The 24,415-nt window shown below is 64.6% G+C and carries 23 protein-coding genes; 5 read left to right on the forward strand and 18 right to left on the reverse strand.

Going from position 1 to position 24,415, the window contains the following annotated elements:
* Positions 1–213: 213 nt before the first annotated feature.
* From EBS11_RS25055 to EBS11_RS25090, 8 genes are all read right to left on the reverse strand, one after another.
* Positions 214–1,485, reverse strand: coding sequence for a porin (locus EBS11_RS25055; protein ID WP_290607610.1), 1,272 nt, complete (start codon positions 1,483–1,485; stop codon positions 214–216).
* A gap of 114 nt (positions 1,486–1,599) precedes the next feature.
* The gene (locus EBS11_RS25060; RefSeq protein ID WP_290607612.1) at positions 1,600–2,889 is read right to left on the reverse strand and encodes an MFS transporter; all 1,290 of its coding nucleotides are present in this window, start codon (positions 2,887–2,889) and stop codon (positions 1,600–1,602) included.
* Positions 2,890–3,023: 134 nt separating this feature from the next.
* Positions 3,024–4,454, reverse strand: coding sequence for a tagaturonate reductase (locus EBS11_RS25065; protein ID WP_290607614.1), 1,431 nt, complete (start codon positions 4,452–4,454; stop codon positions 3,024–3,026).
* Positions 4,455–4,465: 11 nt separating this feature from the next.
* Entirely contained in the window at positions 4,466–6,064 is a 1,599-nt protein-coding gene (locus EBS11_RS25070) for an altronate dehydratase family protein (protein ID WP_290607616.1), read from the reverse strand.
* 27 nt (positions 6,065–6,091) lie between these two features.
* Positions 6,092–7,486 carry a glucuronate isomerase gene (uxaC, locus tag EBS11_RS25075; protein ID WP_290607618.1) on the reverse strand — a complete coding sequence of 465 codons (1,395 nt, stop codon included), beginning with the start codon at positions 7,484–7,486 and terminating at the stop codon, positions 6,092–6,094.
* A 977-nt stretch (positions 7,487–8,463) separates the two neighbouring features.
* Positions 8,464–8,976 (reverse strand): hypothetical protein, encoded by a 513-nt coding sequence (locus EBS11_RS25080; protein ID WP_290607620.1) that lies wholly within the window; start codon positions 8,974–8,976, stop codon positions 8,464–8,466.
* A 10-nt stretch (positions 8,977–8,986) separates the two neighbouring features.
* Positions 8,987–9,568 carry a hypothetical protein gene (locus EBS11_RS25085; RefSeq protein ID WP_290607622.1) on the reverse strand — a complete coding sequence of 194 codons (582 nt, stop codon included), beginning with the start codon at positions 9,566–9,568 and terminating at the stop codon, positions 8,987–8,989.
* Positions 9,569–9,688: 120 nt separating this feature from the next.
* On the reverse strand, positions 9,689–10,213 hold the full coding sequence (locus EBS11_RS25090) for a DNA-deoxyinosine glycosylase (protein ID WP_290607624.1): 525 nt from the start codon (positions 10,211–10,213) through the stop codon (positions 9,689–9,691).
* 115 nt (positions 10,214–10,328) lie between these two features.
* On the opposite strand from EBS11_RS25090, the gene EBS11_RS25095 reads away from it, so the two are divergent.
* Both EBS11_RS25095 and EBS11_RS25100 read left to right on the forward strand, forming a co-directional pair.
* Positions 10,329–10,757 carry an Mpo1-like protein gene (locus EBS11_RS25095; RefSeq protein WP_290607626.1) on the forward strand — a complete coding sequence of 143 codons (429 nt, stop codon included), beginning with the start codon at positions 10,329–10,331 and terminating at the stop codon, positions 10,755–10,757.
* A gap of 146 nt (positions 10,758–10,903) precedes the next feature.
* Positions 10,904–11,353, forward strand: a complete 450-nt coding sequence (locus EBS11_RS25100; RefSeq protein ID WP_092796614.1) for a glycine zipper 2TM domain-containing protein — start codon at positions 10,904–10,906, stop codon at positions 11,351–11,353.
* Positions 11,354–11,383: 30 nt separating this feature from the next.
* Here the strand turns inward: EBS11_RS25100 and EBS11_RS25105 are convergent, their stop codons facing one another.
* Positions 11,384–11,515 carry a hypothetical protein gene (locus EBS11_RS25105; protein ID WP_290607631.1) on the reverse strand — a complete coding sequence of 44 codons (132 nt, stop codon included), beginning with the start codon at positions 11,513–11,515 and terminating at the stop codon, positions 11,384–11,386.
* Between the two features lie 219 nt (positions 11,516–11,734).
* Here EBS11_RS25105 and EBS11_RS25110 point away from each other — a divergent pair, with 219 nt between their 5' ends.
* Positions 11,735–12,679, forward strand: coding sequence for an EamA family transporter (locus EBS11_RS25110; protein ID WP_290607633.1), 945 nt, complete (start codon positions 11,735–11,737; stop codon positions 12,677–12,679).
* Positions 12,676–13,185, forward strand: coding sequence for a GNAT family N-acetyltransferase (locus EBS11_RS25115; protein WP_290607635.1), 510 nt, complete (start codon positions 12,676–12,678; stop codon positions 13,183–13,185). Before EBS11_RS25110 ends, EBS11_RS25115 begins: the two co-directional genes overlap by 4 nt.
* Positions 13,186–13,479: 294 nt before the next feature.
* Here EBS11_RS25115 and EBS11_RS25120 read toward each other — a convergent pair whose 3' ends face one another.
* Complete coding sequence (locus tag EBS11_RS25120; RefSeq protein WP_290607637.1) at positions 13,480–13,617, reverse strand: hypothetical protein; 138 nt, start codon at positions 13,615–13,617, stop codon at positions 13,480–13,482.
* A 213-nt stretch (positions 13,618–13,830) separates the two neighbouring features.
* Between EBS11_RS25120 and EBS11_RS25125 the strand changes: the two genes are divergently transcribed.
* Positions 13,831–14,010, forward strand: coding sequence for a hypothetical protein (locus EBS11_RS25125; protein ID WP_034746290.1), 180 nt, complete (start codon positions 13,831–13,833; stop codon positions 14,008–14,010).
* Between the two features lie 11 nt (positions 14,011–14,021).
* Here EBS11_RS25125 and EBS11_RS25130 read toward each other — a convergent pair whose 3' ends face one another.
* The 8 genes from EBS11_RS25130 to EBS11_RS25165 all read right to left on the reverse strand — a co-directional run.
* Positions 14,022–15,488 (reverse strand): glycine betaine ABC transporter substrate-binding protein, encoded by a 1,467-nt coding sequence (locus EBS11_RS25130; RefSeq protein WP_290607653.1) that lies wholly within the window; start codon positions 15,486–15,488, stop codon positions 14,022–14,024.
* A 44-nt stretch (positions 15,489–15,532) separates the two neighbouring features.
* Positions 15,533–16,759: an imidazolonepropionase gene (gene hutI / locus EBS11_RS25135; protein ID WP_290607639.1), complete on the reverse strand. Its 1,227-nt coding sequence runs from the start codon at positions 16,757–16,759 to the stop codon at positions 15,533–15,535.
* Positions 16,760–16,769: 10 nt separating this feature from the next.
* Complete coding sequence (locus EBS11_RS25140; protein WP_290607641.1) at positions 16,770–17,345, reverse strand: HutD family protein; 576 nt, start codon at positions 17,343–17,345, stop codon at positions 16,770–16,772.
* Positions 17,345–18,721, reverse strand: a complete 1,377-nt coding sequence (locus EBS11_RS25145) for a formimidoylglutamate deiminase (RefSeq protein ID WP_290607643.1) — start codon at positions 18,719–18,721, stop codon at positions 17,345–17,347. The genes EBS11_RS25140 and EBS11_RS25145 overlap by 1 nt, the downstream gene beginning before the upstream one ends.
* Positions 18,706–19,494 (reverse strand): N-formylglutamate deformylase, encoded by a 789-nt coding sequence (gene hutG, locus EBS11_RS25150; protein ID WP_290607645.1) that lies wholly within the window; start codon positions 19,492–19,494, stop codon positions 18,706–18,708. Before hutG ends, EBS11_RS25145 begins: the two co-directional genes overlap by 16 nt.
* 56 nt (positions 19,495–19,550) lie before the next feature.
* Positions 19,551–21,110: a histidine ammonia-lyase gene (gene hutH / locus EBS11_RS25155; protein WP_290607647.1), complete on the reverse strand. Its 1,560-nt coding sequence runs from the start codon at positions 21,108–21,110 to the stop codon at positions 19,551–19,553.
* A gap of 19 nt (positions 21,111–21,129) precedes the next feature.
* A complete protein-coding gene (hutU, locus tag EBS11_RS25160; RefSeq protein WP_290607649.1) occupies positions 21,130–22,833 on the reverse strand; it encodes a urocanate hydratase in 1,704 nt (567 codons plus the stop codon).
* Between the two features lie 127 nt (positions 22,834–22,960).
* A partial coding sequence (locus tag EBS11_RS25165; protein WP_290607651.1) for an amidohydrolase occupies positions 22,961–24,415 on the reverse strand: 1,455 nt, incomplete at its 5' end.

The following is a 24,415-nucleotide window of genomic DNA, read 5'->3' on the forward strand; positions in this document are numbered from 1 at the left end:
TGCCACCGCCGCCGCAAGCGGCCAGCATGGCGGCCAAGGGCAATGCGACGCATGCCTGCGTCCAGCCTGAGTTGAGTTTTTTGCTACCTGACTTCATGAATGCATCTCCTGATATAAGCGCCGCTCTGAGGTGGCAACGCTGTATAAATAAGCCGCTCACGCGGTTCCGCTGGAACCGGTGGCCGGCGGTGTCCCGGCTTGCGCCGGACTACTTCAGAAACGGGCGATGAAGCCGAAACCGACGGCGCGCGGCGAATTGCCTGGCGCGAGGAAGGCATCGTCCTGGCCCGAATTATTGCTGTGCAGCGGCGACTGGCCCAGGTTGACGTTTTGCTGCGACTTGTTGTTGATGCGCGTGAAGTACACGTAGGGCATGAACTGCTCGTCGATCTTGTAGGTCGCGCCCAGGGAAATCTGCGTCGCGCCGAAATCGTCCGGCTTGGCGAAGGTGGTGTTGTCCAGCTTGCCCAGCTTGCCGGCGGCCAGCATCACGGTCACGTCGTAGCCCACTTCCTGGCTCAGCGACGCCATCACGGAGCGCTGTTTCATGCTGCCCGTGGTCAGCGAGGTGTAGATGTTGCCCGGGGTGGGCAGCGACTGCACCGCATAGCCATAGCTGCCCGACTCGAAACCGAGGCCGACCGAGGTCTTGGTGGGGAATTTGTACGTCGCCAGCACTTTGTAGAACGAGGTGTTCACGCCGCTGACGGTGGTGTTGCGCATGCCGAAGCCCTTCGACAGGTTTTCCACGTCCACGCCCGTGTTCTGCTGGCGGTCGTAGCCGGCGCCGATGGAAAACGCGCCGATGCTGTACTTGGCCGCCAGCGAGTAGCGCGCGCGGTCGTCGCCCGAAGTGCGCTGCTCGTCAAAGCCGTAGGAAGCGCCGGCCTGGAAGCCGCGCCATTCCGGCGACAGGTAATGCGCCGAGTTCTTGTAGCGCGCTTCGCCGCGGCCGAACAGGCTGTCGGCGTTGCCGCTCAACTGGGCCGAGGTGTTGTTCCACACGTCGACGCCCTGCACCGTCAGACCCAGGTTGCCGCCCAGCGCGCCGCCCGAGCCCACCAGGCTGCGGTAGACGGAATCGTTATTGCCGACGATGAAGCGGCCGAAGCGCTTGCTCTCGATACCGACAAAGGTATTGCGCGATTCGATGGTGGCCGACTTGCCCTGGCCATTCACGCCGCCTTCGTCGAAGTTGTTCAGGCTGCCCTCGATCTGCCAGATGCCGCGGAAGTCGTCGCGCAGGCCGATCGAACCAGCAAAGCCGATGCGCGAATTGCCGTCCGAAATGCGGCCACGGCTGGCGTACGGCGTGGCGCCGCCGACGGCTTTCACCGATTCGATCTCGCCGTTCAGGAAACCGTAGATGCGGGTCTCGACGTGGCGGTTTTCCAGAATGCCTTCGGCCAGCGCGCCGCCCGACAGGGCGGCCAGGATCGCCGCCGCCAGGACCCGGCGGGTGCAACGGTTGTTCTGTGGTGTCATGTGCTTCTCCTCTTCTCGCGCCTTCATTGGCGCATATGTATAAACATCAAAAAAACGGCTCCCCGCCGCACCGCGCGGTGCAGGAAAACGGCGGGAAAAATTCAGGGATGGTCGTCAGGTGCTGAAGGCAGGCTTGGCCAGCGGCACGCCGGGCGCCATCTTTTCGCGTATCAGCAGGCAGACGACGGCGGCGGCCACCAGGTCGAACACGGCCAGCAGCATGAACAGGGGGCTGTAGCCGACGAGGGTCACCAGCACGCCGAACACCAGGGTAAAGATGGTCGCGCCCAGGTAGCCGGACATGCCGGCCAGGCCCGTGGCCGTGGCCACTTCATTCTTGCCGAAGACATCGGAAGTGATCGAATACAGCGCGCCCGACAGCGTCTGGTGGGCAAAGCCGCCCACGCACAGCAGGGCGATGGCCGCGTACGGGCTGGCCACGAGGCCGATGCAGGCCGGGCCGATCATGCACACGGCACCGACGACGACGACCAGCTTGCGCGAGGTGAACAGCGACACCTTCCAGTACTTGTGGAACCACGGGCTCAGGTAGCCGCCCAGCACGCAGCCGATGTCGGCGGCGAGGAAGGGCAGCCAGGCGAACATGGCGATTTCCTTGATGTTCATGTGGCGCTCGGTGGCCATGTACAGGGGAATCCAGGCATTGAAGGTTTGCCAGGCCGGTTCGGACAGGAAGCGCGGGATGGCGATGGCCCAGAAATTGCGGCTGCGGACGATCTGGTGCCAGCGCGCCTTGGGCGCCTTGTCGCTGTGGTGCGTCGCTTCCTGGCCTTCCAGGATGAAGTCGCGCTCCTTGTCCGACAGCAGTTTCTGGTCGCGCGGATGCTTGTAGAAAGCCAGCCACAGGCCCGTCCAGACGATGCCGATGGCGCCGACGATGACGAAGGACATCTGCCAGCTGCCGTGCAGGATGGTCCACACCACCAGCGGCGGCGCGCACAGGGCGCCGATCGAGGAGCCGATGTTGAACCAGCCGATGGCGATCGAACGCTCCTTGGCGGGGAACCACTCGGTGGTCGCTTTCACGCCGGCGGGAATGCCGGCCGCCTCGGTCAGGCCCAGCATGCCGCGGAACAGCGCCATGCTTTGCCACCCCGTCGCCATGGCCGCGCAGGCGCACGCCACGGACCAGGCCAGGGCGAAGACGGCAAAGCCGATCTTGGTGCCGATGGCATCGATGACGTAGCCGGCGATGGGCTGCATCAGCGCGTAGCACACCTGCCACGCCACCACGATGTACGAGTACTGCTGCGTGGTGATATTGAGCTCGCTCATCATCGTGGGCGCTGCCACCGACAAGGTATTGCGCGCCAGGTAATTCACGATCAGTCCAGCCGTCACCAGGCCGACCATCCACCAGCGCATGCCGCGTATTTTAGTCATGTTGTCTCCCTCTATCCATCCAAGGCGGCGCAACTGCGCCGCCACTTTTTGGGCCGTTCAGCCTTCCTGGGGAAGTGCCTTCGGCCTCGGTTCTTATGGGTGCTGCGGTAGTACTGTGTTGCGGTCCGGCTGTCCTACACGGCCTGCAAGGCGCCGCGCATGCCGTGCGAGGCGATGTCCTGCAAGGCCGTGGCCACGGCGTGCGCCAGGCCTGGCACCGCGTTCAAGTCGCGGCCCCACATTCTTTCCTGCCCCAGCCAGCCCTGCGCCAGCTGCGGCACGCTCAGGCGGCCGGCATCGACATCGGCCCAGGCCTGGCTGAACCACGCCAGGGTGGCGGGATCGTCGGCCAGGGCGATGACGTCGCCGCGGTACAAACGCATGGTGGCGGCCAGCGCCAGCACCAGGCGTTGCGGCAGGCGGCCATGCAGTTCCACGTAGCGCAGCAGCTGCGGCGCGATGCGCGCGGCGAACTTGCTCCAGCTATTCAGGGCGATGGACGCCAGGCGGTGCTGGATATAAGGGTTGCGGAAGCGCAGCAGCACGTCGCGCGCGAACTGCTGCAATGCGTCCTGCGGCAGTGGCAGCGCGGGAATGATTTCCTGCGCCAGGGTGTCGGCCAGGTAGCCGCCCACCTGCGGGTCGTTGACCGCCGCGCCCACCGTCTCGAGTCCGGCCAGCAAGGCGACCGGCACGAGCGCCGTATGGCCGCCGTTGAGGATGCCCACCTTGCGCTTCTTGTAGGGGGTAATGTCGTCGACCAGCGCGATATTCAGGTCCGCGCCCGCCAGTTTCAGTTCATCGGCCAGCGCTGCCGGGCCTTCGATGACGAACAGATAATAGTATTCGGCGGCCACGAGGAACTGGTCGCGGTAGCCGAGTTGCGCCTCGATGGCGGCGGCATCTTCCTGCGGATAGCCGGTGACGATGCGGTCGACCAGGGTCGAGCAAAAGACGCAGGCATTGCCGATCCAGTCGGCAAAACCCGCCTCGAGCTGCCACAGGCGGGCGAAGTGCAGCACGGCCGCCTTCAGGGCCGGGCCATTCTGTTCGATCAGCTCGCACGGCAGCAGCACGACGCCTTTCGTGCGGTCGCCCTCGAAATACGCGTAGCGGTCGAACAGCAGGCGCGCCAGCTTGGCGGGGAAGCTCGACGGCGGCGCGTCGTCGAAGGCATCGCTGTCGTTGGTGACGATGCCCGCTTCCGTGGTGTTCGAGACGATGAAGCGCAGCTCCGGCAGGCTGGCCAGCGCCAGGTAGTCGCCATACATGGTGGCCGGATCGATTTCGCGCTGCACGCAGGTGATGGTGCGGCAGGTGCTGACGGCCTGGCCGTCTTCGTCGAGGCCACGCACGACGGTGGTAAACAGGCCGTCCTGCACGTCGAGCAGGGGCGTAGCGCTGCCGCCGCGCGGACGCACCACCACCACGCCCGCGTTCAGGCCCGTGCGTTCGTTGAGCAGGTCGACCTGCCAGTCAAAAAAGCCGCGCATGAAATTGCCCTGGCCGAATTGCAGGATCTTGATCGGCAGGTCGAACGGCGCGCTGCGGCGCAATGCTTGCATGGGAATGTCGTTCACAGTGAAATGTCGCGTTTCCAGAAGATGAAGTCATATTGCTGCAGGCGGTCCGCCTTGGCCTGGTACTGGCCGCCGGCGGTGGCCACCACCATGTCGAACAGGCCGTTGGCCACTTCCGGCAGGGGCGTGCCGTCGATCACGGGGCCGCAGTCGTAGTCGATCAGGTCCGACAGCTTTTTCGCCACCCGCGTGTTGCTGGAGATTTTCAGCACCGGCACGATGGGGTTGCCCGTCGGCGTGCCCAGGCCCGTGGAAAACAGCACCACGTTGGCGCCGGAAGCCACGATGCCCGTCACCGACTCGACGTCACCGCCCGGGGTGCACAGCAGCGACAGGCCCGGTTTCGGGCTCTGCTCGCCGTAATCGAGCACGGAAACGATGGGCGAAGTGCCGCCCTTCTTCGCCGCGCCGGCCGATTTCATGGCGTCCGTGATCAGGCCGTCGCGGATGTTGCCAGGGCTGGGATTGTCGGCGAAATGCGTGCCCACGGCTTCGGCGCGCGCTTCGAAATCGCGCATCAGGCCCAGGAAGCGGCGCTTGTCGTCGTCGTTTTCGCAGCGTTCGATCAGGTTCGCCTCGACGCCGCACAGTTCCGGGAATTCGGCCAAGATGGACGAGCCGCCCACGGCCACCACCATGTCCGACACCAGGCCCATGGCCGGATTGGCGGAGATGCCGGAAAAGCCGTCCGAGCCGCCGCACTTGACGCCGATTTTCAGGTGCGACAGGGGCACCGGCTGCCGCCGCACCTTGTTCGCTTCCTTCAGCTGCGCCAGGGTATCCGTCAGCACGGCCTTCATCATGGCCTCTTCACTGTCCCATTTCTGCTGTTCATAGATCAGGCAAGGCTTGTCGAAGTGCGGATTCTGTTTCGCCAGCGCGTCCTGGAACATGGCGATCTGCGCATTCTGGCAGCCGAGGCTGAAGACGGTGATGCCGGCCACGTTCGGGTGGTCGGCGTAGGCGGAGAGGATCTTGCACAGCGAGCGCGCATCGGCGCGCGTGCCGCCGCAGCCGCCGTTGTGCGTGATGATGCGCACGCCGTCCAGGTTCGGGAACGGGCGCACGACGGGCTTCGGCGCTTCCATGTCCTCGCCCAGCAGGGAAAGGGTGAACGACGCCAGGTCGTTGCGCGTGTAGCCCAGCGGCGCCTCGAGCGCGTTGCGCAGGTGCTCGACGTTGCGGTTTTCGCAGAAGACGAGGGGGAAGATCAGCCAGTAATTGGCCGTGCCAACCCTGCCGTCGGCGCGCATCACGCCAGGGAAGGTGGCGCCATCGAGGCGCGCCACGTCGGGCGGCGTCCAGCTGTACGGCGCTTGCGGCTCGAGTTCCACTTCGGCCGCGTAATGGTGCAGGTTTTCCGTGGTGACGGCTTCGCCGCGGCGGATGGCCACCGTGGCCTTGCCGACGGGGACGCCGTACAGACGCAGGATGTCGCCGGCCGCGAAGGCGCGGCGCGCCAGCTTGTGCTTGGTCTTCACGGCACTGCTGATGAGGATGGACTCACCCTCCCAGTTCACCACCTCGCCGGCGGCCAGATCGGACAAGGCGACCAGCATGTCGTCTTCTGGATGGATACACAACACTTTTTGCATGACTAATTCCTGGCGGCGGCTAAGGGCTTACAGCTGAAAATACTTCTGCGCGTTTTCGTAGCAGATGCCGCGCACGATGGTGGCCAGCGCCTCGAAATCGTTCGGGTACTCCCCGCCGTGCACCCATTCGCCAATCTGGCGGCACACCAGGCGGCGGAAGTAGTCGTGGCGCGGGTAGGAGGCGAAGCTGCGCGAATCGGTCACCATGCCGACGAAGACGCCCAGCACGCTGTGGTTGCCGAAGCCCACCAGCTGCTGCAGGTTGCCTTCCTTGTGGTCGTTGAACCACCAGGCCGGGCCGAATTGCAGCTTGCCGGCCACCGTGCCGTCCTGGAAGTTGCCGACCATGGTAGACAGCACTTCGTTCATGTTCGGGTTCAGGCAGAACAGCATGGTCTTCGGCAGGCGGTCGTCCAGGTCCAGCGCGTTGAGCAGTGAGGCCAGGCCGGCGCTGCAGCTCATGTCCGAGATCGAGTCGTAGCCCGTGTCAGGACCCAGCAAGCCGCGCATGCGGTCGTTGTTGTTGCGCTGCGCGCCGATGTGCAGGCACATGGTCCAGCCGTAGTTCGCATACACGCGGCCGATCGCTTCGAGCAGGCCGCGCAGGTACAGGCCGTTTTCCACGTCGCTCAGCAGGGTGCCTTGCAGGCGCTTGGCGAACAGCGCTTCGAGTTCCTCGGCGCTGGCCGCCTGCACGGGCAGGGTCACGTCGACGGCGTGGTCGGAGATGCGCGCACCGCGCGAATGGAAGAATTCCACGCGCACGGCCAGCGCGGCGATCAGCGAGGCAAACGAGGTGACGGGAACATCGGCCACGGCGCTCAGGCGCTGCAGGTATTCGGGGAAGCGCGGCTGGTTGATGCGCATGGCCTTGTCCGGACGGTAGGCCGGCAGCACGCGCGTCTTCAGGCCGGAGGCGGCGATTTCCGCGTGCTGCAGCAGGTCGTCGGCAGGATCGTCGGTGGTGCAGGCGATTTCCACGCCCGCCTGTTCCAGCAGCGACCAGGTGTCCATGGTGGCCAGCATGGCGTTGGCCTGTTCCCAGATGGCGTCCGCATTCGCTTCGTTGATCAGCAGGTCGATATTGAAGATGCGGCGCAGTTCCAGGTGGCTCCAGTGGTGGATCGGATTGCCGATGGCCAGTGGCAGCACCTTGCAGAAGGCGCGGAATTTTTCCTGGTCCGAGCGTTCGCCCGTGATGAATTCCTCGGCCACGCCGGCCGTGCGCATCAAGCGCCATTTGTAGTGGTCGCCCGCCAGCCACAGCTCGGCGATGTTGCGGAAGGTCTTGCGGCTGGCGATCTCGCCCTGCTGCAAATGCGAATGGTAATCGATGATCGGCAGGTCGGCCGCCACTTCATGGTACAGCTTGCGGGCCGTCTCGGTGGTGAGAAGAAAATCCTGATTCATGAACTCGGTCATCGTAGCCATCTCCTTGCTGCGCGCGACTGGCATCGCACTGTGTTTTTGTGGTGGCACCAAACTGGCGCACTCTGATATATCAGAATATTAAATGTAATATATCAGTAAAAGCAAGCGCAAAAAGCAAGTGGGGGTGGTCGATGGGCGTGGAAACAACAGACCGCGCAAAGGGGACGCCTTCTTCCCTGCATCGCCGCTGACCTGAAGAAGGAGGCCAGCGTCGCGCAAGCTGACGCCGCTGAATCTGTCAGGCCGGGCGAAGTACAGTGGAAAATCCTTGGAGAACTTGCACAGCAATCGCAGACGGAAAATGGCTACGATGCGCCTGCCGGCTCCCCCTGCGACAGGGAACCGGGCGGCGCACGGGACACCTTGGAAGTTGACGATACGGAGCAACGATAACGACCTCGCACAGCCGTGCGCCCGCCACATTGCCATCAGCACGCCTGCCCGCGCATCCACTGATACGCGCCGTTTTACCTCTTGTGCAGACCTTATCCGCCATTACTCGCGTAACAGCTGGCAGAGCCGCAATTTTTCGGAATCGGGCAAAGTGTCGGCAGGAATGCTCGGCGACGGCTGAACGAAGCGATAGCATATCGCGTGCCGGCCCGGCACTTTCCGTGCCAGGCGCGCCGCCGTGATGCCGTTAGCCGCGATAGTCGCCAGATCGGGCAAACGAGAAAGCAATGCGAGCAGGTGCTTGTCATTGCAGTGACGCAGCTTATCCTGTGATGTGCTTCTACAAGCACATCCCACCATCCACGATGCCGCGCCCACACGGCATGGCGGCGCTCGGCAGGACCTCCGCACCCGCCGATTCCAACGCCAACCGGCCGAAGCGCTTGATATCTTGGCCAATGTGACACCGGCGCAATAGACGCGGAGTTTTTCCATCAAGCGTACGGCTCGCGCGGCATGGACTGGCTCGCCTGCAGTAAAACTCTTTTATTTAATCACTGGCTGATCAAATTATCCTACCGGGTTTGCTTCAGCACTTCCTGCACGCTCACGGCACGCGTCTTGTCGCTTAATAGCTCCGGGTTCTGCACGCAGACTATGGGAGCCTGCTTGCCTGGAATGACATAATCGGCAATCTCACGAGGACCGCTGGGTACGATAATGGGAATATAAGTGGCGCCCACCGTGCGCATAAATCGGCTTACGTCGCTGTCCTCACGGCGCACTACTTTTTCATCGATCAGAATGCGCTCGCCGACATAGCGCATTTCCACGAAGTAATTTTCATGCATGCTGGAGCACAATTGTGCCGCCCTGGTTTTCCAGCCATTTTCCACCCACGCCAAATCCGTTTTACGGCTACCGAAAACAGCCAGATACCAGGATTTTTCCGCCAACGGAATTTCCTGATAACCGGTATCGCCGGCAAATGGACCAAAAGGTATTGCGGCAAGCGCGTCCGCCGCACAGGCCCCCTGGACTGCGCCGCCCATCAATGCCAAGAAAAGAACGGTGATATTGAGTTTCATCCTGAATTCCTTAAGCGGATTGTTTCGAACTGGCCAGATACCAACGGCGCAATTGATTCAACATGGGGTACAAGGCTTCCGAGTCAAAGTTATTCCATACTGTACGAGGATGATTTACCGCCAACAGCACTGTTCCCGTCCGGCCATCAGTCACGCGTACCCCCACCATCATTCTGGCGTCGCCAACGAAGCGATAAACGGCTTCAACCAGCAAAACAGGCGCCACTGTATTCGAAAAACGCTGAATTGCGGTGCCGTCCAGCTTATCGCCGTCAAGCACGACATGGCGATCTGCGGCAAATTTCCTGAACTCCGCCGGGTTAAACACATCCGTGGCATTCAACTGGGCCAGTGCCGTCCGCATCGTGAATTCGAAAATGGAAGCGCGATTATTGGAATTAGCAACCAGCAGCACGACCGGAAAGATCTTGGGATTCACCTGGGTGTTGTAAGCGAGCACGCCACCCGGATCCACCTGGGTCGAAGTTGGATACGCCAAAGATTTTTCATCCAGCTGCAACGGTACATATTGATGAGCACATCCTGACAGCATTGCGCAAGCAAGTAATGAACATAAGCACCAATGGCGCATTTGGCATCCTTTATGAATTGAGTTAACTGCCAAAGAATATCATTAGTATCTACATGGCAACAACATTCAGCACATCTAATTGCCGCGCCAGAGAAACACTTCCGCTCATGAGTGCCGACATCAGTAGCCACGTAGCACCTGCCACCGCCGTAATTTTTCAGCGTAAGGCAAGGTATAAGCCGGGCTGCTCGACGGCAATTCCACGATCCGATAATGCGCGGCGCCCCCATCGAGTATCTTCCTGCCCACCTTGGCGGCCGTGCCGCCGTTGAAGGCGATGACACGGATGCCTGGGAAGCGCACCAGCAGGCCGGACAGGTCGTTGTCGTCGCGGTTGCGGATATTGCTGTCGAGACTGCCAGTGCGGTGCGCCTGCGCCACCACGTCCCACAAGCCCACGCCGTGCGCCAGCACGGTGGCCAGGCGCTGCTCGTAGGGCAGGCTCGTCAGGTCCACGTCCAGCACCTCGCCCAGCAGCATCCAGAACCTGTTTTGCGGATGGGCGTAGTACTGGCTGTGTGCCAGCGATTTTTCGCCGGGCAAGCTGCCCAGTATCAGCAGGCGCGTGCCGGTGTCGATCACGGGATCGAAGCAGCGCTTGCGCGCATCGTCCAGCGGCGCTGGCGCGGAAATGGAAGAGCTCAAGGCGGAGGTCCCGGCAAGATCAAAGGGAAGCATTTTACCTGCTGCCCGACAGCAAGCCAGGGGCAACACGCCGGTGTAGAATTACCGGATAACCATTCCTACAAGAGACGGCCCCATGCGTACCATCGACACCCTGCTGGCCCGGTATGGCGAGAGCCATCGCAACCACGTCAATGAATGGGTGCACATCGTCTGCGTGCCCCTCATCGTTTTCAGCCTGCTGGGCCTGCTGTGGAGCGTGCACGCCAGCGTGGCGCTGCTCGGCAGTATTGTTGCCCTATACTATTATTACAAGCTGTCGCGTCCGTTTGCAGCGGGCATGCTGGGGATGCTGGCCGTCATGCTCGCCATATTGCTGGCCATGCCGGCGATGACCATCCTGCCCGTGTCGCTGGCGCTGTTCGTGCTGGCCTGGATAGGCCAGTTCATCGGCCACCAGATCGAAGGCCGGAAACCGTCGTTCCTCGAGGATCTGCGCTTCTTGCTGATCGGTCCGCTGTTCGTGCTGGGTTTCCTGTACCGCCGCCTGCGGCTCGCCTATTGAGCAGCAGACGGCCATCAGTGCCCGTAACAGATTTTTACTATTCGCAACTAGTTATCTTAGGCAAGTGTCCTTATGATAAGTCATGACTTTTTTTCATTGCCGGTCGACGCAATCGGCATACCAACTTTTGTCCAAGGGAGTTCCATATGAAAGCACCAATTATTGCAGTGGCCTTGCTTGCCACCCTGGCCGGCTGTGCCGTTCAACCGAACTCGGCGAATGTTTACAATGCACGCCAGGCACAAAATGAGCAATCCGTCCGCATGGGCACGGTTGAATCCGTCCGCGAAGTGACCATCGACAAGGGCGAAACGGGCACCGGCGTGCTCGCCGGCGCGGCCCTGGGCGGCGTGGCCGGTTCGGCCGTGGGCGGCGGCAAGGGCGCCATCGCGGCCAGCATCCTCGGTGCCGTCGCTGGCGGCATGGCCGGCCAGAGCATCGAAGCGAATGCCGCCAACAAGCGCGGCCTGGAAATCACCGTGCGCCTGGACAATGGCGACATGCGCGCCATCGTGCAAGATGCAGACGAGCTGTTCCGCCCGGGCGAACGCGTGCGCCTGCTGTCGGACGGCCGCAAGACCCGCGTCACCCACTGATCCACTGGCCAGCTTGCCGGCGCATGCGCCTTAGCCGAAGGCGCCGGCAGCCATCAGCCAGGCCGAGGGCGACATGCCCTCGTGCAGCCAGATGGCAAGCAAGGTGGCGACGATGACGTAGACAAGCACGCTCCAGACTTTGATGTGCAGCGAGGCTGGCATGATGCGCTCCTTTGCTGATGCAATTAAGAAAATATTTACTGAATAATAATATAAATATTTTCATTAATTCAACATTTCTTCTGCGGCACTGCGCTGGCTCAAGGTCCGTCTGCATCCTGCCCGCGCATTTCACCGGGTCGCGCCCGTTTCTTCCCGCGCCCCCATAAGCAAGCCCGACCGGGACTCGCTATCCCCGCGCGATGTCCGTATACTTGCGCGATGTCCTCTCCTCTCCTCTTTATCATTGCCTGCCTGATCTGGGGCTCCACCTTCTGGGCCATCACCTTGCAGCTGGGCGATGTCGCCCCCGCCGTGTCCGTGGTCTACCGCTTCGGCCTCGCTTCCGCCACCCTGTTCGCCTGGTGCGCCCTGCGCGGCGACACCTTGCGCCTGCCCTGGCGCGCACAAAAATGGATGCTGCTGCAGGGCCTCGCGTCGTTTGCCCTCAGCTATGTGTGCACCTACAGCTCGGAGCAATACCTGGTATCCGCCCTCGTCAGCGTGCTGTTCGCGCTGATGGTGTTCTGGACGCCCTTGCTCAACCGCATCGCCTTCGGCACGCCCATCACCTGGAGCACCTGCTGCGCGGCCTTCGTCGCCATCTGCGGCATCGTGCTGCTGTTTTACCAGTCCATCGGCGCGGCGCTGAGCGATATCATGGGCGGCGGCAATGGCCACTTCCTGCTGGGATTCGTGCTGGCGCTGGTGGCCACCATCTCCAGCACCGCCGGCAACGCCCTCGTCATGAAGGTGCGCGAACAGTCCGGCAACGTGATGCTGACCATGGCCTGGACCATGCTGTGGGGCACGCTCATGGTGGCCATCTGGGCTGGCGCCACGGGCCAGCCCTGGCACTTGCCGGCGCGACCCAGTTACTGGATGGGCTTGGTGTACCTGGCCATCTTCGGCTCGGTGATCGCCTTCAGTGCGTATTTCACGCTAATTGCCCGCATCGGCACGCAAAAGACCGTGTACATCGGCGTCGTCACGCCCGTCATTTCCGTCCTGCTGTCGGTACAGTTCGAACATTACCGGCCCGCCCCCATCGAGTGGGTCGGCATGGCCTTGTGCCTGTCCAGCGTGGCCTGGGCCTTGACCACGGGCGCGCGCAAGACGGCCGCCGCCGCTTCCCTTTCCACCTCTCCATCCGCAAAGGCAACATGAATACTTCCGCATCCCCTCTCGCCATCCGTCCCGCAACCGCATCCGACGTGGCTGCCATCTTCGGCATGATCCATGAACTGGCCGTGTTTGAAAAACTCGAACACATGATGATCGCCAGGGAATCCATGCTGCACGACAGCCTGTTCGGCCCGCACCCCGCCTGCGAAGCGCTGGTGGGAGAGGAGGACGGCAAGGTCGTCACCTTCGCCCTGTTCTTCCACAATTTCTCCACCTTCCTGTGCCGCAAGGGACTTTACCTGGAAGACCTGTATGTGCAACAGGCGGTGCGCGGCAAGGGGTATGGCAAGCAGATGCTGGTGGCGCTGGCGCAGCTGGCCGTCGAGCGCGATTGCGGCCGCTTCGAATGGTCGGTGCTGGACTGGAATGAAAACGCGATCAATTTCTACAAGGGCATGGGCGCGGACGTGATGCCGGACTGGCGCATCTGCCGCGTCGCTGGCGATGCCTTGACGCAATTGTCGGCGGGGACGCCAAAGTCGGCCTGATTGGAAAGGGAACGGTAACGAGCGAATGCGGTTTGTGACCGGGAAGCGTAACTGCACATGAGTTACTGTGAGCATCGCCGGCCGCAAGGCGCGCCGTGCAGCAAGTTCCCAAAAAAAATCCCCGCGGGCTAGCGGCACCGCGGGGTGAACCCATTGTCAAGTGGGAGGGGGAGAATGCAATCAACGGTTATCAATATAAACGCTACGACTGGTCACCGCCCGGACCTTTACATTTGCTTACCGGGCCTTACATTTCCCTTAAACCTGCTAACAATGGCCATCATGGGGGCCAGTTTATTTCCGTGGCTCAATCAATGTGCCATGCAAGCCGATATGTTGTTGCGCAACACCACCACTGCCCTGCGATTTTCTATAGATTTGGTACACTGTCAGGCAGGCGATGCAGCCAGCAACCACGGCAAAAATGACCATGCGACGCTCCTTGAGTATGCTTGAAGGTATCGGGCCTGCGGCAAATCATGGGTAGTGCACGCAGAGAAGATTCAGTGTGGCATCTTCGGCCGGTGGGGCATTGCGGAATATCAAACACGCGCCGTTGGCGGCACAATCGCGTTTGATGCGACGCAAAATGGCGGCATTCCGCTCACACAAAATGAACGAATCGCTACGCACTGGAGTCACATCATGAATGTCTCTGCCAAACCGCTCGTCATGAAAATCTACCGCGCCTATCTGCGTTCCCGCCTGGAACGCTACACGCGCGACTTGCAAGCCATCGCGGAACAGCGCGAGAACGACTTCCAGGCCGAACGCATCCTGCACCAGGCCGTCGTTTCCGTGCGCTCGAAACTGCACTCGCTGTAGCCGTGATGCCGTCAGTGCTGCCGGCCGGCCACGGCCCAGCGCTCCACCAGCTCGAACAAGCCTTGCGTCAGCAGGGCCAGCACGGCTGCGGGGATCGCGCCGGCCAGCAGCATGGCATTGTCATTCAGCGCCAGGCCGATGGTGATGCGTTCGCCGTAGCCGCCCGCGCCGATGAAGGCGGCGATGGTGGCCGTGCCCACGCTCATCACGGCCGCCGTTTTGATGCCCGCCAGTATCACGGGCATGGCCAGCGGCAAGTCCACGTGCAACAGGCGGTCGCGCCGGCTCAAGCCCAGCGCCAGGGCCGCCATGCGCAGGCCGTCCGGCACCTGCAAGATGCCCGTGCACGTATTGCGCACGATGGGCAGCAAGGCATACACGAATAGGGCCACCAGGGCCGGCACGGTGCCGATCATGCCCAGCACGGGAATCAATATCGCCAGCAGGGCCAGTGACGGCACCGTCTGCAAGACGCCGACGAAGGCCAGCACCGTTTGCCGCAGCGGTGCCGAAAACGCCGCCAGCACGCCCAGCGGAATGCCGAGCGCGCACGCCAGCGCCACCGACAGCAGCACCAGCGTCAGATGCTGGCGCGTCAGGGTCCACAGATCGTCACCGATGATTTTAGCGAGCAGATTGCTGCGCACGGCGGCCGCAGGTGTATTTGTCTGCGTGCCGGAGGCCAGCCACTGCCGCGCCACGTCCGCAAAGCTCTTGCCGTCGATTTCCACGGCCGCATTCATGGCGATCATGTCGCTCTCGCTGATGCGCCCCTGCAGCGCCAGCAGCGCCTGCCAGGCGGCGGGAAAGCGCGGCGGCAGGTCGAGCCGGTACAGCAGCATGGCGTCGTAGCGGGGAAAATACTGCTGCGTGTCGGCCAGCACGCGCAAGCCATACTGGCGGATCTTCGCATCCGTCGAATAAATGTCGATCACGTCCACCTGGCGCTGCGCCAGCGCTTCATAGGCGATGCCGTGATCGAGCCCGCGCGGGCGCTGCGGCAAGCCATAGCGGGCGGCCAGGCCGGGCCAGCCGTCGACCCGGCCGATGAATTCATGCGACAGGCCGAATTTCAGGGCGGGATGCTCGGCCAGCTGCGCCAGGCTGGCGATGGATTTTTCATCGCTGCGCATGGCCAGCGCATAGGTATTGTTGAAGCCCAGCGGCACGGCCACGCCCAGGCCCAGCGGCGCCAGTTCGCGCCGCATCTGCGCCAGGTCGATGGGCTTGTCGTGCCTGAGGATTTCGCTGGCGATGGTGCCCTGGTATTCGGCATACACGTCGATGCTGCCCGCCTGCAGCGCGGCCAGCACGATGGCCGTGTTGCCCAGGCCTTGGCGGTGCTCCGCCTTGACGTGCGGCGCGGCGCTCTGCCGGAGGATTTCGCCGAGGATGTAGGATTCCGTAAAGCGTTTCGAGCCCACCTTCAAGGTGCCGCCATCCAGGGCGTGCGCGGGAGCGGCGGCGAAAACAAGCATCAACAGCAGGTAGACAAGACGCACGCGGCGCTCCGGACGGATGATCAATCCGGCAAGCTTACCACCGGCGCGCGCCAGACACCGCCATGCACCACGCCCGCGCACGGGTTCAGGCCCAGCGCATACGCCAGATCGGCCGGACGCGCGATGCGCCACAGAGCGAAATCGGCGCGCTTGCCGATGGCCAGGCTGCCCGTTTCCTGCTGCAGGCCCAGCGCGCGCGCCGCGTGGAGCGTGCAGCCGGCCAGCGCTTCCTGCGGCGTCAAACGCCACAAGGTACAGGCCATGTTCATCGCCAGCAGCAATGACGTCATGGGCGAGGTGCCCGGATTGCAATCGGTGGACACGGCCATCGGCACGCCGGCCGCGCGCAAGGCCGCAACAGGCGGCGGCTGCGTCTCGCGCAAAAAGTAATACGCGCCCGGCAGCAGCACGGCCACCGTGCCGTGGCGCGCCATGGCGGCGACGCCGTCTTGCGACAGGAATTCCAGGTGGTCGGCCGACAGGCCCCCATAGCGGGCGACCAGGGCCGCGCCGCCCAGGTCGGACAGCTGCTCCGCATGCAGTTTCACGGGCAGGCCCAGCGCCTGCGCCGCCGCGAATACCCGCTCGGTTTGCGCCGGCGTAAAGCCGATGCGCTCGCAAAACGCGTCGACGGCGTCGACCAGGCCATCGCCGGCCAGCGCGGGCAGCATCCGCGCACACAGCAGGTCGACATAGGCGTCCGCCCGGCCCGCATACTCGGGCGGCAGCGCGTGCGCTCCCAGGAAAGTGGTACGCACGGAGACGGGCAGCTGCTGCCCTATCCGGCGCGCCACGCGCAGCATCTTCGCTTCGCTGTCCCCATCGAGACCGTAGCCGGACTTGATTTCCAGGGTGGTCACGCCCTCGGCCAGCAGCGCCAGCACGCGGGGCAGGCTTTGCCGCAGCAGTTCGTCGTCGCTGGCCGCGCGCGTGGCCCGCACGGTGGACATGATGCCGCCGCCGGCGCGGCTGATGTCTTCATAGCTGGCGCCATTCAGGCGCGCCTCGAATTCGTCGCTGCGGTTGCCCGCGTGGACGATGTGCGTATGGCAGTCGATCAGGCCGGGCGTCAGCCAGCAGCCCTGGCCGTCGTGCAGCACGGCGCCGCTGGCGGGCAGCTCGTCGCCGGGGCCGAACCAGGCGATGCGGCCATCCTTGACGGCGATGGCCGCGTCGAGCAGTTCGCCGTAGCCATGCTCCATGGTGGCCAGGTGGACGTTATGGATGACCATATCCCAGTCTTGCATCTGCTTTCCTTCACATGAATAAATCGACGCGCAATATGGCCGTGCGCTGCAGTGCGTCGAGCTGCCACTCCTGCGCATCGTCGGCGTCGAGCAGCAGCGCGTCATAGCGGGCCAGCGCGAACTGCTGGCCGTTCGCGCGCGCCAGCACGGCGCCGTCGCCGGCGACAAACAGCAGGGTCGCCGCACTGCGCCGCGCCAGCTTGCCCGGCGCCGTGATTTTCTCCAGCTGGTGGCGGCAGCGGTCGCGCCGCGTCATCACGTTGAAATCCGTCGTGATGCCCTTGACCTGTGCAAGCACGGCCGCCTCGCCGGGAAACCACAGCATGGGCTGCGCCGCAGTCAAGGCCACCGTGCGCGCGCCATCCAGCGTCAGCTGCACGCCGGGGCCATCGACCAGCATCAGGCTGCGGTCGATACCGGGAAAGCTGGAAAACGGCCCGTCGGCCGTGATGGTCGCCAGGCTGACCCGCCAGTCGAAATCATCGAAGCCCGCATCGGGCGGCGCGATGGCGATTTCCGTCGTGCTGCCGCCGCCATTTTTCCACGGCGCGGCGCGCAGGCATTCATGGGGGATGAAGGTGGCCATCAGAGCGCCCTCAGTTGCGCCAGCGTACGCTTGTAGGCGGCCGCGATGGCATCCTGCGCCACGTGGCGCCCGCCGCGCACCTGCCACTGGCCGCCGCACAGCACGTCGCGCACCAGGTTGTCGTTGCCGCAGAAGAGAAAACTGCCCAATACGTCCTCGATAGCCACGCCGCACAGGTTCACGTGGGCGTCGTCGAGTACCAGCAGGTCGGCGCGGCAGCCCGGCGCCAGCGCGCCCAGCTTGCGCCCTGCCGCCTGCGCGCCGCCCCGCAGGGCCGCCTGCCACAGATAATCTCCCACGCGGCGCTGGTCCGGCGTGGCGGCGACATTGCGCTGCTGGCGCTGCAAACGCTGGCCATATTCGAGCCAGCGCAATTCCTCGACGGGCGACTGCGACACGTGGCTGTCACTGCCGACGCCGAAGCGCCCGCCGGCGGTGATGAAGTCGGCCAGCGGAAACAGGCCGTCGCCCAGGTTCGCCTCCGTCGTCGGGCACAGGCCCGCCACGGCGCCGCTGGCAGCCATCAGCGCCACCTCGTCGGGCTGCACATGCGTGGCGTGCACGAGGCACCAGCGCGCATCGACGCCGACCTGGTCGTACAGGTACTGCACCGGGCGCCGTCCGCTGTAGTCGAGGCATTGGCGCACCTCGCCCTGCTGCTCGGCGATGTGGATGTGGATGGGGCGATCCGCCGGCAGCGCTTGCGCCACTTCGCGGATCTGCGCCACGCCGGCGGCGCGCAGCGAATGCGGGGCAAAGCCCACTTCCACCTGCCCGCCGCGCTGCGACGCCAGCGCCTCGACGATGCGCAAGACATCCTGCGCATCCGTGCGGAAACGCGCCTGCTCGGCTTTCAAGGGCTGCTCGCCGAAACCCGCATGGCTGTACAGCACGGGCAGCATGGTCATGCCGATGCCGCTGAGACGCGCCGCGGCCAGCACCCGTTGCGCCGTTTCGGCGGGACGCGCATACAGCGCGCCGGCCGCATCGCGCTGCAGGTAGTGAAATTCGCACACCGCCGTGTAGCCATGGCGCAGGCATTCGGCAAACAGCTGCGCGGCGATGCTTTCCATCTGTTCCGGCGTGATGTGGCGCGCGAAGCGGTACATCAGCTCGCGCCACGTCCAGAAACTGTCCGGCCCGTCACCCGCCATCTCCGTCATGCCACCCAGCGCCCGCTGGAAGGCATGCGAATGCAGGTTGACCATGCCGGGCAAGACGTATTCGGCCACTTCGGCGCCGGCAGGCGGCGCGGCGTTTTCCGCCACCGCCGTCAGATCGCCCGCCGCATCCCATTCCAGCAGCACGTCGCGGCGCCAGCCCTGCGGCAGCAGCGCGTGGCGGGCAAACAGGGCCGTGCTCAACGCGCCACCCATGCCACGGCCGCTTCCATCATGCGGCGCAGCAGCGGCTGCACCTGCGCCGCCAGGTCGGGCCGGTAGCCGAACGGCGCCGCTTCATCCATGTACAGGCACTGGCACATCTCCAGCTGGATCGCATGCACGCGGCTTTGCGGCTGGCCGTAATGGCGCGTGATGTGGCCACCCTTGAAGCGGCCATTGAGCGCCACCGTAAATTGTTCCTGCGCGCGCGCGATATCGACCACGGCAGACGTCAGGCCGGCATCGCAGCTGGCGCCGTCGGCCGTACCGAAGTTCAGGTCGGGCAGCTTGCCGTCAAAGAAGCGCGGCACGCGCGAGGCAATGGAATGGGCATCCCACAGCACCACGGCGCCATGCACGCGCAGCAGCCGGTCCAGTTCCGCGCCCAGCTGCCGGTGGTACGGCGCCCAGTAGCGCTGCAGCCGCTGCTGCACGTCGGCCGCATCGGGCTCCTTGCCAGCCTGGTACAGCGCTTCGCGGTGGAAGGTATCGCTGGGCAGCAGGCCCGTCGTGTCCTGGCCCGGGTACAGGTTCGTGTCTTCCTGCGGGCGGTTCAGGTCGATGGTGTAGCGCGACCAGCGCGCCGACAGCACAGACGCGTCCATCTCCTGCAAAAAACCGTACAGCTCGCGCAGATGCCAGTCCGTGTCGGCCTTGAGCAAGGCCTGCGGCGTCATGCGCGCGGCGATATCGTCGGGTATGTCGGTGCCCACGTGGGGCATCGACACGAGCAGCGGGATGCTGCCTTCGTTGAAGCGGAAATCCATGCTTGTCTCCTTGCGCCCGGCGCTTGCCCGAGGGCCGGCCGGGCGTCAGTTCATGTCTAGGCGTACAGCGGGGCGAACAGGCTCTTGCAGGTGGTGCTCAACTCGCCCCGCAAGACCATCTGCTTGGCCGCCTCGATGTCGGGCGCGAAGAAGCGGTCGGCATCGAAGAACGGCACCCTCTGGCGCAGCTGGTGGTGTACGTGCTCCAGGTGCGGCGAGGTTTTCAGCGGACGGTGGAAATCGATGCCCTGCGCGGCGGCCAACAGCTCGATGCCGACGATGACGGCCGTGTTGTGCGCCATATCGTCCAGGCGGCGCCCGGCGAAGGTGGCCATGCTCACGTGGTCTTCCTGGTTGGCGGACGTGGGCAGGCTGTCGACGCTGGCCGGATGCGCGAGCGACTTGTTTTCCGACGCCAGCGCGGCGGCCGTCACGTGGGCGATCATGAAGCCGGAATTGACGCCCGGGTCGCGCACGAGGAAGGGCGGCAGGCCGGACAGGGTGGCGTCGATCAGCAGCGCGATGCGGCGCTCGGCCAGCGCGCCAATTTCGGAAATCGCCAGCGCCAAGGTGTCGGCAGCAAAGGCCACCGGCTCGGCATGGAAATTGCCGCCCGAGACGATTTCCGCCTGGCCGTTGGGACCATCCTGGAAGATCAGCGGGTTGTCCGTGACGGCATTGGCTTCGATCAGCAGGGTGCGGCCCGCGTTGCCGATCAGGTCCAGGCAGGCGCCCATGACCTGCGGCTGGCAGCGCAGGCTGTACGGGTCCTGCACGCGCTCGTCCCCTTCCAGGTGCGAGGCGCGAATCGCGCTGTGCGCCACCAGCTGGCGGTACATCTGCGCGGCCAGGATCTGCCCCGGCTGTCCCCGCACGGCGTGCACGCGCGCATCGAACGGCGCATCGCTGCCCTTGGCCGCGTCGAGCGACAGCGCACCCGTGACCATGGCCGCTTCCAGCAGGCGCTCGGCCATGAACAGGCCATGCAGCGCCAGCGCGTTCGACACCTGGGTGCCGTTGATCAGCGCCAGGCCCTCTTTGGCCGCCAGCACCACGGGGGCGATGCCCGCCTGCGCCAGCGCTTCGGGCGCCGCCATCAGTTCGCCGTTGACGCGCACCTCGCCCACGCCCAGCATGGCCAGGGTCATGTGCGACAGCGGCGCCAGGTCGCCCGAAGCGCCCACGGAACCCTTGGCGGGAATGGCCGGCATGATGCCCGCGTTGTACAGGGCGATCAGGGTGTCGACGATCTGCGGGCGCACGCCGGAAAAGCCGCGCGCCAGGCTGCCGATCTTCATCAGCATGATCAGGCGCACGACGGCGTCCGACAGCAGTTCGCCCGTGCCCACCGAGTGCGACAGGATCAGGTTGCGCTGCAATTGCTCCAGCTTTTCATCGGGAATGCGCGTCTTGGCGAGCAGGCCGAAACCCGTGTTGATGCCGTAGGCCGCATCGCCCTTGGCGACGATGGCTTGCACGGCGGCGGCCGACGCCTCGATGACGGGATAGGCTTCGGCAGCGAGGATCAATTTGGCGGGTGCGGCCCAGACGGCGCGCAGGTCGGCCAGGGTCATCGCGCCCGGCTTCAGGGTCCAACTTTTGGCATGCTGTGTCATAGTCATTCGGATCAAGGTCTCAAGGAAGCATGGGAAGAATCAGGCCGTTGCGCTTGGCGCAGGCGGCCGCCGTTTCATAGCCGGCATCGGCATGGCGCATCACGCCGGAACCGCTGTCGTTGACCAGCACGCGCGCCAGGCGTTTCGCCGCCGCTTCGCTGCCGTCGGCCACGATGACCATGCCCGCATGCTGAGAATACCCCATTCCCACGCCGCCGCCATGGTGCAGCGAGACCCAGGTGGCGCCGCCGGCCGTATTGAGCATGGCGTTGAGCAGCGGCCAGTCGGACACGGCATCCGTGCCGTCCTTCATGCTTTCCGTCTCGCGGTTCGGGCTGGCGACGGAACCCGTGTCCAGGTGGTCGCGGCCGATGACGATGGGCGCCTTCAGCTCTCCCGTGCGCACCATCTCGTTGAACGCCAGGCCGGCGATGTGGCGCTCGCCCAGTCCCAGCCAGCAGATGCGCGCCGGCAGGCCCTGGAAGGCGATGCGCTCGCGCGCCATGTCCAGCCAGTGGTGTACCTGTCTGTGCTGCGGGAACAGCTCCTTGATCTTCGCATCCGTTTTATAGATGTCTTCCGGGTCGCCCGACAGGGCTACCCAGCGGAACGGCCCCCGGCCCTCGCAAAATTGCGGGCGGATGTAGGCGGGCACGAAGCCGGGGAAGTCGAAGGCGTTCTGCACGCCCTGGTCGAACGCCACCTGGCGGATATTGTTGCCGTAATCGACAGTGTGCACGCCCATGGCGTGGAAATCGAGCATGGCCTGCACGTGGGCGGCGCAGGAATCGGCGGCGGCCACCGTCAGGCGCGCGTGGCGCTGCGGGTCCTGCTGCGCCGCCTTCCAGTCCGACACGCTCCAGCCGCGCGGCAGATAGCCGTTGACCAGGTCGTGCGCGGACGTCTGGTCCGTCACCAGGTCGGGCACGAGGCCGCCCGCCTTCGCGCGGCGCACCAGTTCCGGCAGCACTTCGGCCGCGTTGCCCAGCAAGCCGATGGAAATGGCTTCCTTGCGCTCGGTGTGATACTTAACCAGTTCCAGGGCTTCATCCAGGCTGGCCGCCTGCTTGTCCAGGTAGCGCGTGCGCAGGCGGAAGTCGATGCTGCTTTGCTGGCATTCGATATTGAGCGAGACGGCGCCCGCCATGGTGGCGGCCAGCGGCTGCGCGCCGCCCATGCCGCCCAGGCCCGCCGTCAAAATCCAGCGCCCGCCCCAGTCGCCGCCGAAATGCTGGCGGCCCGCTTCGGCGAAGGTTTCATACGTGCCCTGCACGATGCCCTGCGTGCCGATGTAGATCCAGCTGCCGGCCGTCATCTGGCCGTACATGAACAGGCCCTGGCGATCGAGTTCGTTGAAGTGTTCCCAGTTGGCCCATTTCGGCACCAGATTGGAGTTGGCGATCAGCACGCGCGGCGCGTCCGCGTGGGTCCGGAACACGCCCACCGGCTTGCCGGACTGGATCAGCAAGGTCTGGTCGTCTTCCAGTTCGCGCAAGGAGGCGAGGATCTGGTCGAAACAGGCCCAGTTGCGGGCGGCGCGGCCGATGCCGCCGTAGACGACCAGGTGCTGCGGGTTTTCCGCCACTTCCGGGTCCAGGTTGTTTTGTAACATGCGGTAGGCCGCCTCGGCCTGCCAGCTCTTGCACGCCATGACCGTGCCGCGCGGGGCGCGGATGACACGGCTGGCATCAAAGCGTGGATCGGTGTCCATGGTGCTGTTCATGCTGTCTCCTCGTAGGGTGCGAGCGGACATGCGTGGCCCGCTCTTGTGCTCCCAGCATAGGTTGTCTATACAACCAAGTCAACAGATTTTTCCTTGGGGTCAGACCCGGCGGGCCTGACCCACGCCTTTACTTTTTCTCGTACACGCGCTTGCCCGCCACCCACGTCTGCAGCACCTGCGTCTTGCCGATGACGGCCGGCGCCACGGTGAACAGGTCCTGGTCGACGACGATGAAGTCCGCCCATTTTCCCGCTTCCAGGGTGCCGATGACCTTTTCCTGGTGCGCGGCCCAGGCGGCATCGAGCGTGAAGCAGCGCAGCGCTTCGGTGACCGTCATGGCTTGCTGCGGATACCAGCCGCCGGCCGGGAACCCTGCGCTGTTTTGCCGCGTGACGGCCGCGTGGATGCCTTCGAACGGGTTCGGCGACTCGATGGGGAAGTCCGAACTGCAGGCGATGCGCGACCCCTGCTGGAGGAAGGTGCGCCACGCATACGCGCCCTTGATGCGTTCATGCCCCACGCGCTGCTCCGCCATGTTCTGGTCGGACGTCGCGTGCGTGGGCTGCATCGACGGCACGATGCCCAGGGTCTTGAAGCGGGGGATATCGCTCAACTGCACCACCTGCGCATGCTCCATGCGGTGGCGCAGGCCCGCGCTGCGGTACTGCGCGATCAGGGCCTGGTAGCCGTCGAGGATCTGGTGGTTGCCCGCGTCGCCGATGGCGTGCACGTTCACCTGGTAGCCGGCGCGCATGGCCTTTTCCATCTTCGCGCGCATGGCGTCGTCCGGGTAGAACAGCAGGCCGCGGGTGGAAGGATCGTCGCTGTAGGGCGCCAGCAGGGCCGCGCCGCGGCTGCCCAGGGCGCCGTCGGACAGCAGTTTGACGGCGCGCAAGGCGTACATGTCGCGCGCGTAGCTGTTCAGGGGACCGTTTTTCGACAGCGCGTCGAAGTCCTCCGTCGTATCGAAGATCATGCCGTACACGCGCACCGTCAGCTTGCCGCGGTCCGCATAGTCGCGGAACAGCCGGTCCTGCATCTGGCCGATGCCCGCATCGTGCACGCTGGTCAGGCCCACCTGCGCCAGCTGCGACAGCGCGCCATCAAGGGCGGCGCGGTTTTCCACGTCGCCGGGCTTGGGCAGCACGGCATCCATCAAGTCCATGGCACTGTCGACCAGCACGCCGGTGGCCTTGCCGTCCGCGTCGCGGACGATCTTGCCGCCGGCCGGATCGGGTGTGTCGCGCGTGATGCCGGCCAGCGCCAGCGCGCGGCTGTTGGCCCAGCCCGCGTGGCCATCGACGCGGCGCAGCCACACGGGCCGCGCGCTTTCCGCCGCATCAAGTTCCGCCGCCGTGGGAAAGCGTCCCAGCTTCCAGATTTCCTGGTTCCAGCCGCTGCCGATGATCCAGCCGCGCTCGGGATGCGCTTTGGCGAAGTCGCCCACGGCCTGCACGGCAGCCGGCAGCGACGCGGAACCGTACAGCATCACGCCGCTGGCGATGGTCCCCAGGCCGAAGACGTGGCCGTGCGCATCGATCAGGCCTGGCAGCACGGTCTTTCCCTGCACGTCGACGTGCAG

The organism is Janthinobacterium sp. (genome assembly GCF_009923995.1).
In the GTDB taxonomy this organism is placed as follows: Bacteria; Pseudomonadota; Gammaproteobacteria; order Burkholderiales; family Burkholderiaceae_D; genus Janthinobacterium.

Coding starts and splice junctions, on each gene's coding strand:
- hutU (WP_290607649.1), bottom strand. CDS start 22,833: ATGAACAGCACCATGGACACCGATCCACGCTTTGATGCCAGCCGTGTC.
- EBS11_RS25130 (WP_290607653.1), bottom strand. CDS start 15,488: ATGCTTGTTTTCGCCGCCGCTCCCGCGCACGCCCTGGATGGCGGCACC.
- EBS11_RS25115 (WP_290607635.1), top strand. CDS start 12,676: ATGAATACTTCCGCATCCCCTCTCGCCATCCGTCCCGCAACCGCATCC.
- EBS11_RS25055 (WP_290607610.1), bottom strand. CDS start 1,485: ATGACACCACAGAACAACCGTTGCACCCGCCGGGTCCTGGCGGCGGCG.
- EBS11_RS25110 (WP_290607633.1), top strand. CDS start 11,735: ATGTCCTCTCCTCTCCTCTTTATCATTGCCTGCCTGATCTGGGGCTCC.
- EBS11_RS25140 (WP_290607641.1), bottom strand. CDS start 17,345: ATGGCCACCTTCATCCCCCATGAATGCCTGCGCGCCGCGCCGTGGAAA.
- EBS11_RS25080 (WP_290607620.1), bottom strand. CDS start 8,976: ATGAAACTCAATATCACCGTTCTTTTCTTGGCATTGATGGGCGGCGCA.
- EBS11_RS25085 (WP_290607622.1), bottom strand. CDS start 9,568: ATGCGCCATTGGTGCTTATGTTCATTACTTGCTTGCGCAATGCTGTCA.
- hutI (WP_290607639.1), bottom strand. CDS start 16,759: ATGCAAGACTGGGATATGGTCATCCATAACGTCCACCTGGCCACCATG.
- EBS11_RS25100 (WP_092796614.1), top strand. CDS start 10,904: ATGAAAGCACCAATTATTGCAGTGGCCTTGCTTGCCACCCTGGCCGGC.
- EBS11_RS25060 (WP_290607612.1), bottom strand. CDS start 2,889: ATGACTAAAATACGCGGCATGCGCTGGTGGATGGTCGGCCTGGTGACG.
- EBS11_RS25070 (WP_290607616.1), bottom strand. CDS start 6,064: ATGCAAAAAGTGTTGTGTATCCATCCAGAAGACGACATGCTGGTCGCC.
- hutG (WP_290607645.1), bottom strand. CDS start 19,494: ATGGATTTCCGCTTCAACGAAGGCAGCATCCCGCTGCTCGTGTCGATG.
- uxaC (WP_290607618.1), bottom strand. CDS start 7,486: ATGACCGAGTTCATGAATCAGGATTTTCTTCTCACCACCGAGACGGCC.
- EBS11_RS25095 (WP_290607626.1), top strand. CDS start 10,329: ATGCGTACCATCGACACCCTGCTGGCCCGGTATGGCGAGAGCCATCGC.
- EBS11_RS25105 (WP_290607631.1), bottom strand. CDS start 11,515: ATGCCAGCCTCGCTGCACATCAAAGTCTGGAGCGTGCTTGTCTACGTC.
- EBS11_RS25125 (WP_034746290.1), top strand. CDS start 13,831: ATGAATGTCTCTGCCAAACCGCTCGTCATGAAAATCTACCGCGCCTAT.
- EBS11_RS25120 (WP_290607637.1), bottom strand. CDS start 13,617: ATGGTCATTTTTGCCGTGGTTGCTGGCTGCATCGCCTGCCTGACAGTG.
- EBS11_RS25145 (WP_290607643.1), bottom strand. CDS start 18,721: ATGGGTGGCGCGTTGAGCACGGCCCTGTTTGCCCGCCACGCGCTGCTG.
- EBS11_RS25065 (WP_290607614.1), bottom strand. CDS start 4,454: ATGCAAGCATTGCGCCGCAGCGCGCCGTTCGACCTGCCGATCAAGATC.
- hutH (WP_290607647.1), bottom strand. CDS start 21,110: ATGACACAGCATGCCAAAAGTTGGACCCTGAAGCCGGGCGCGATGACC.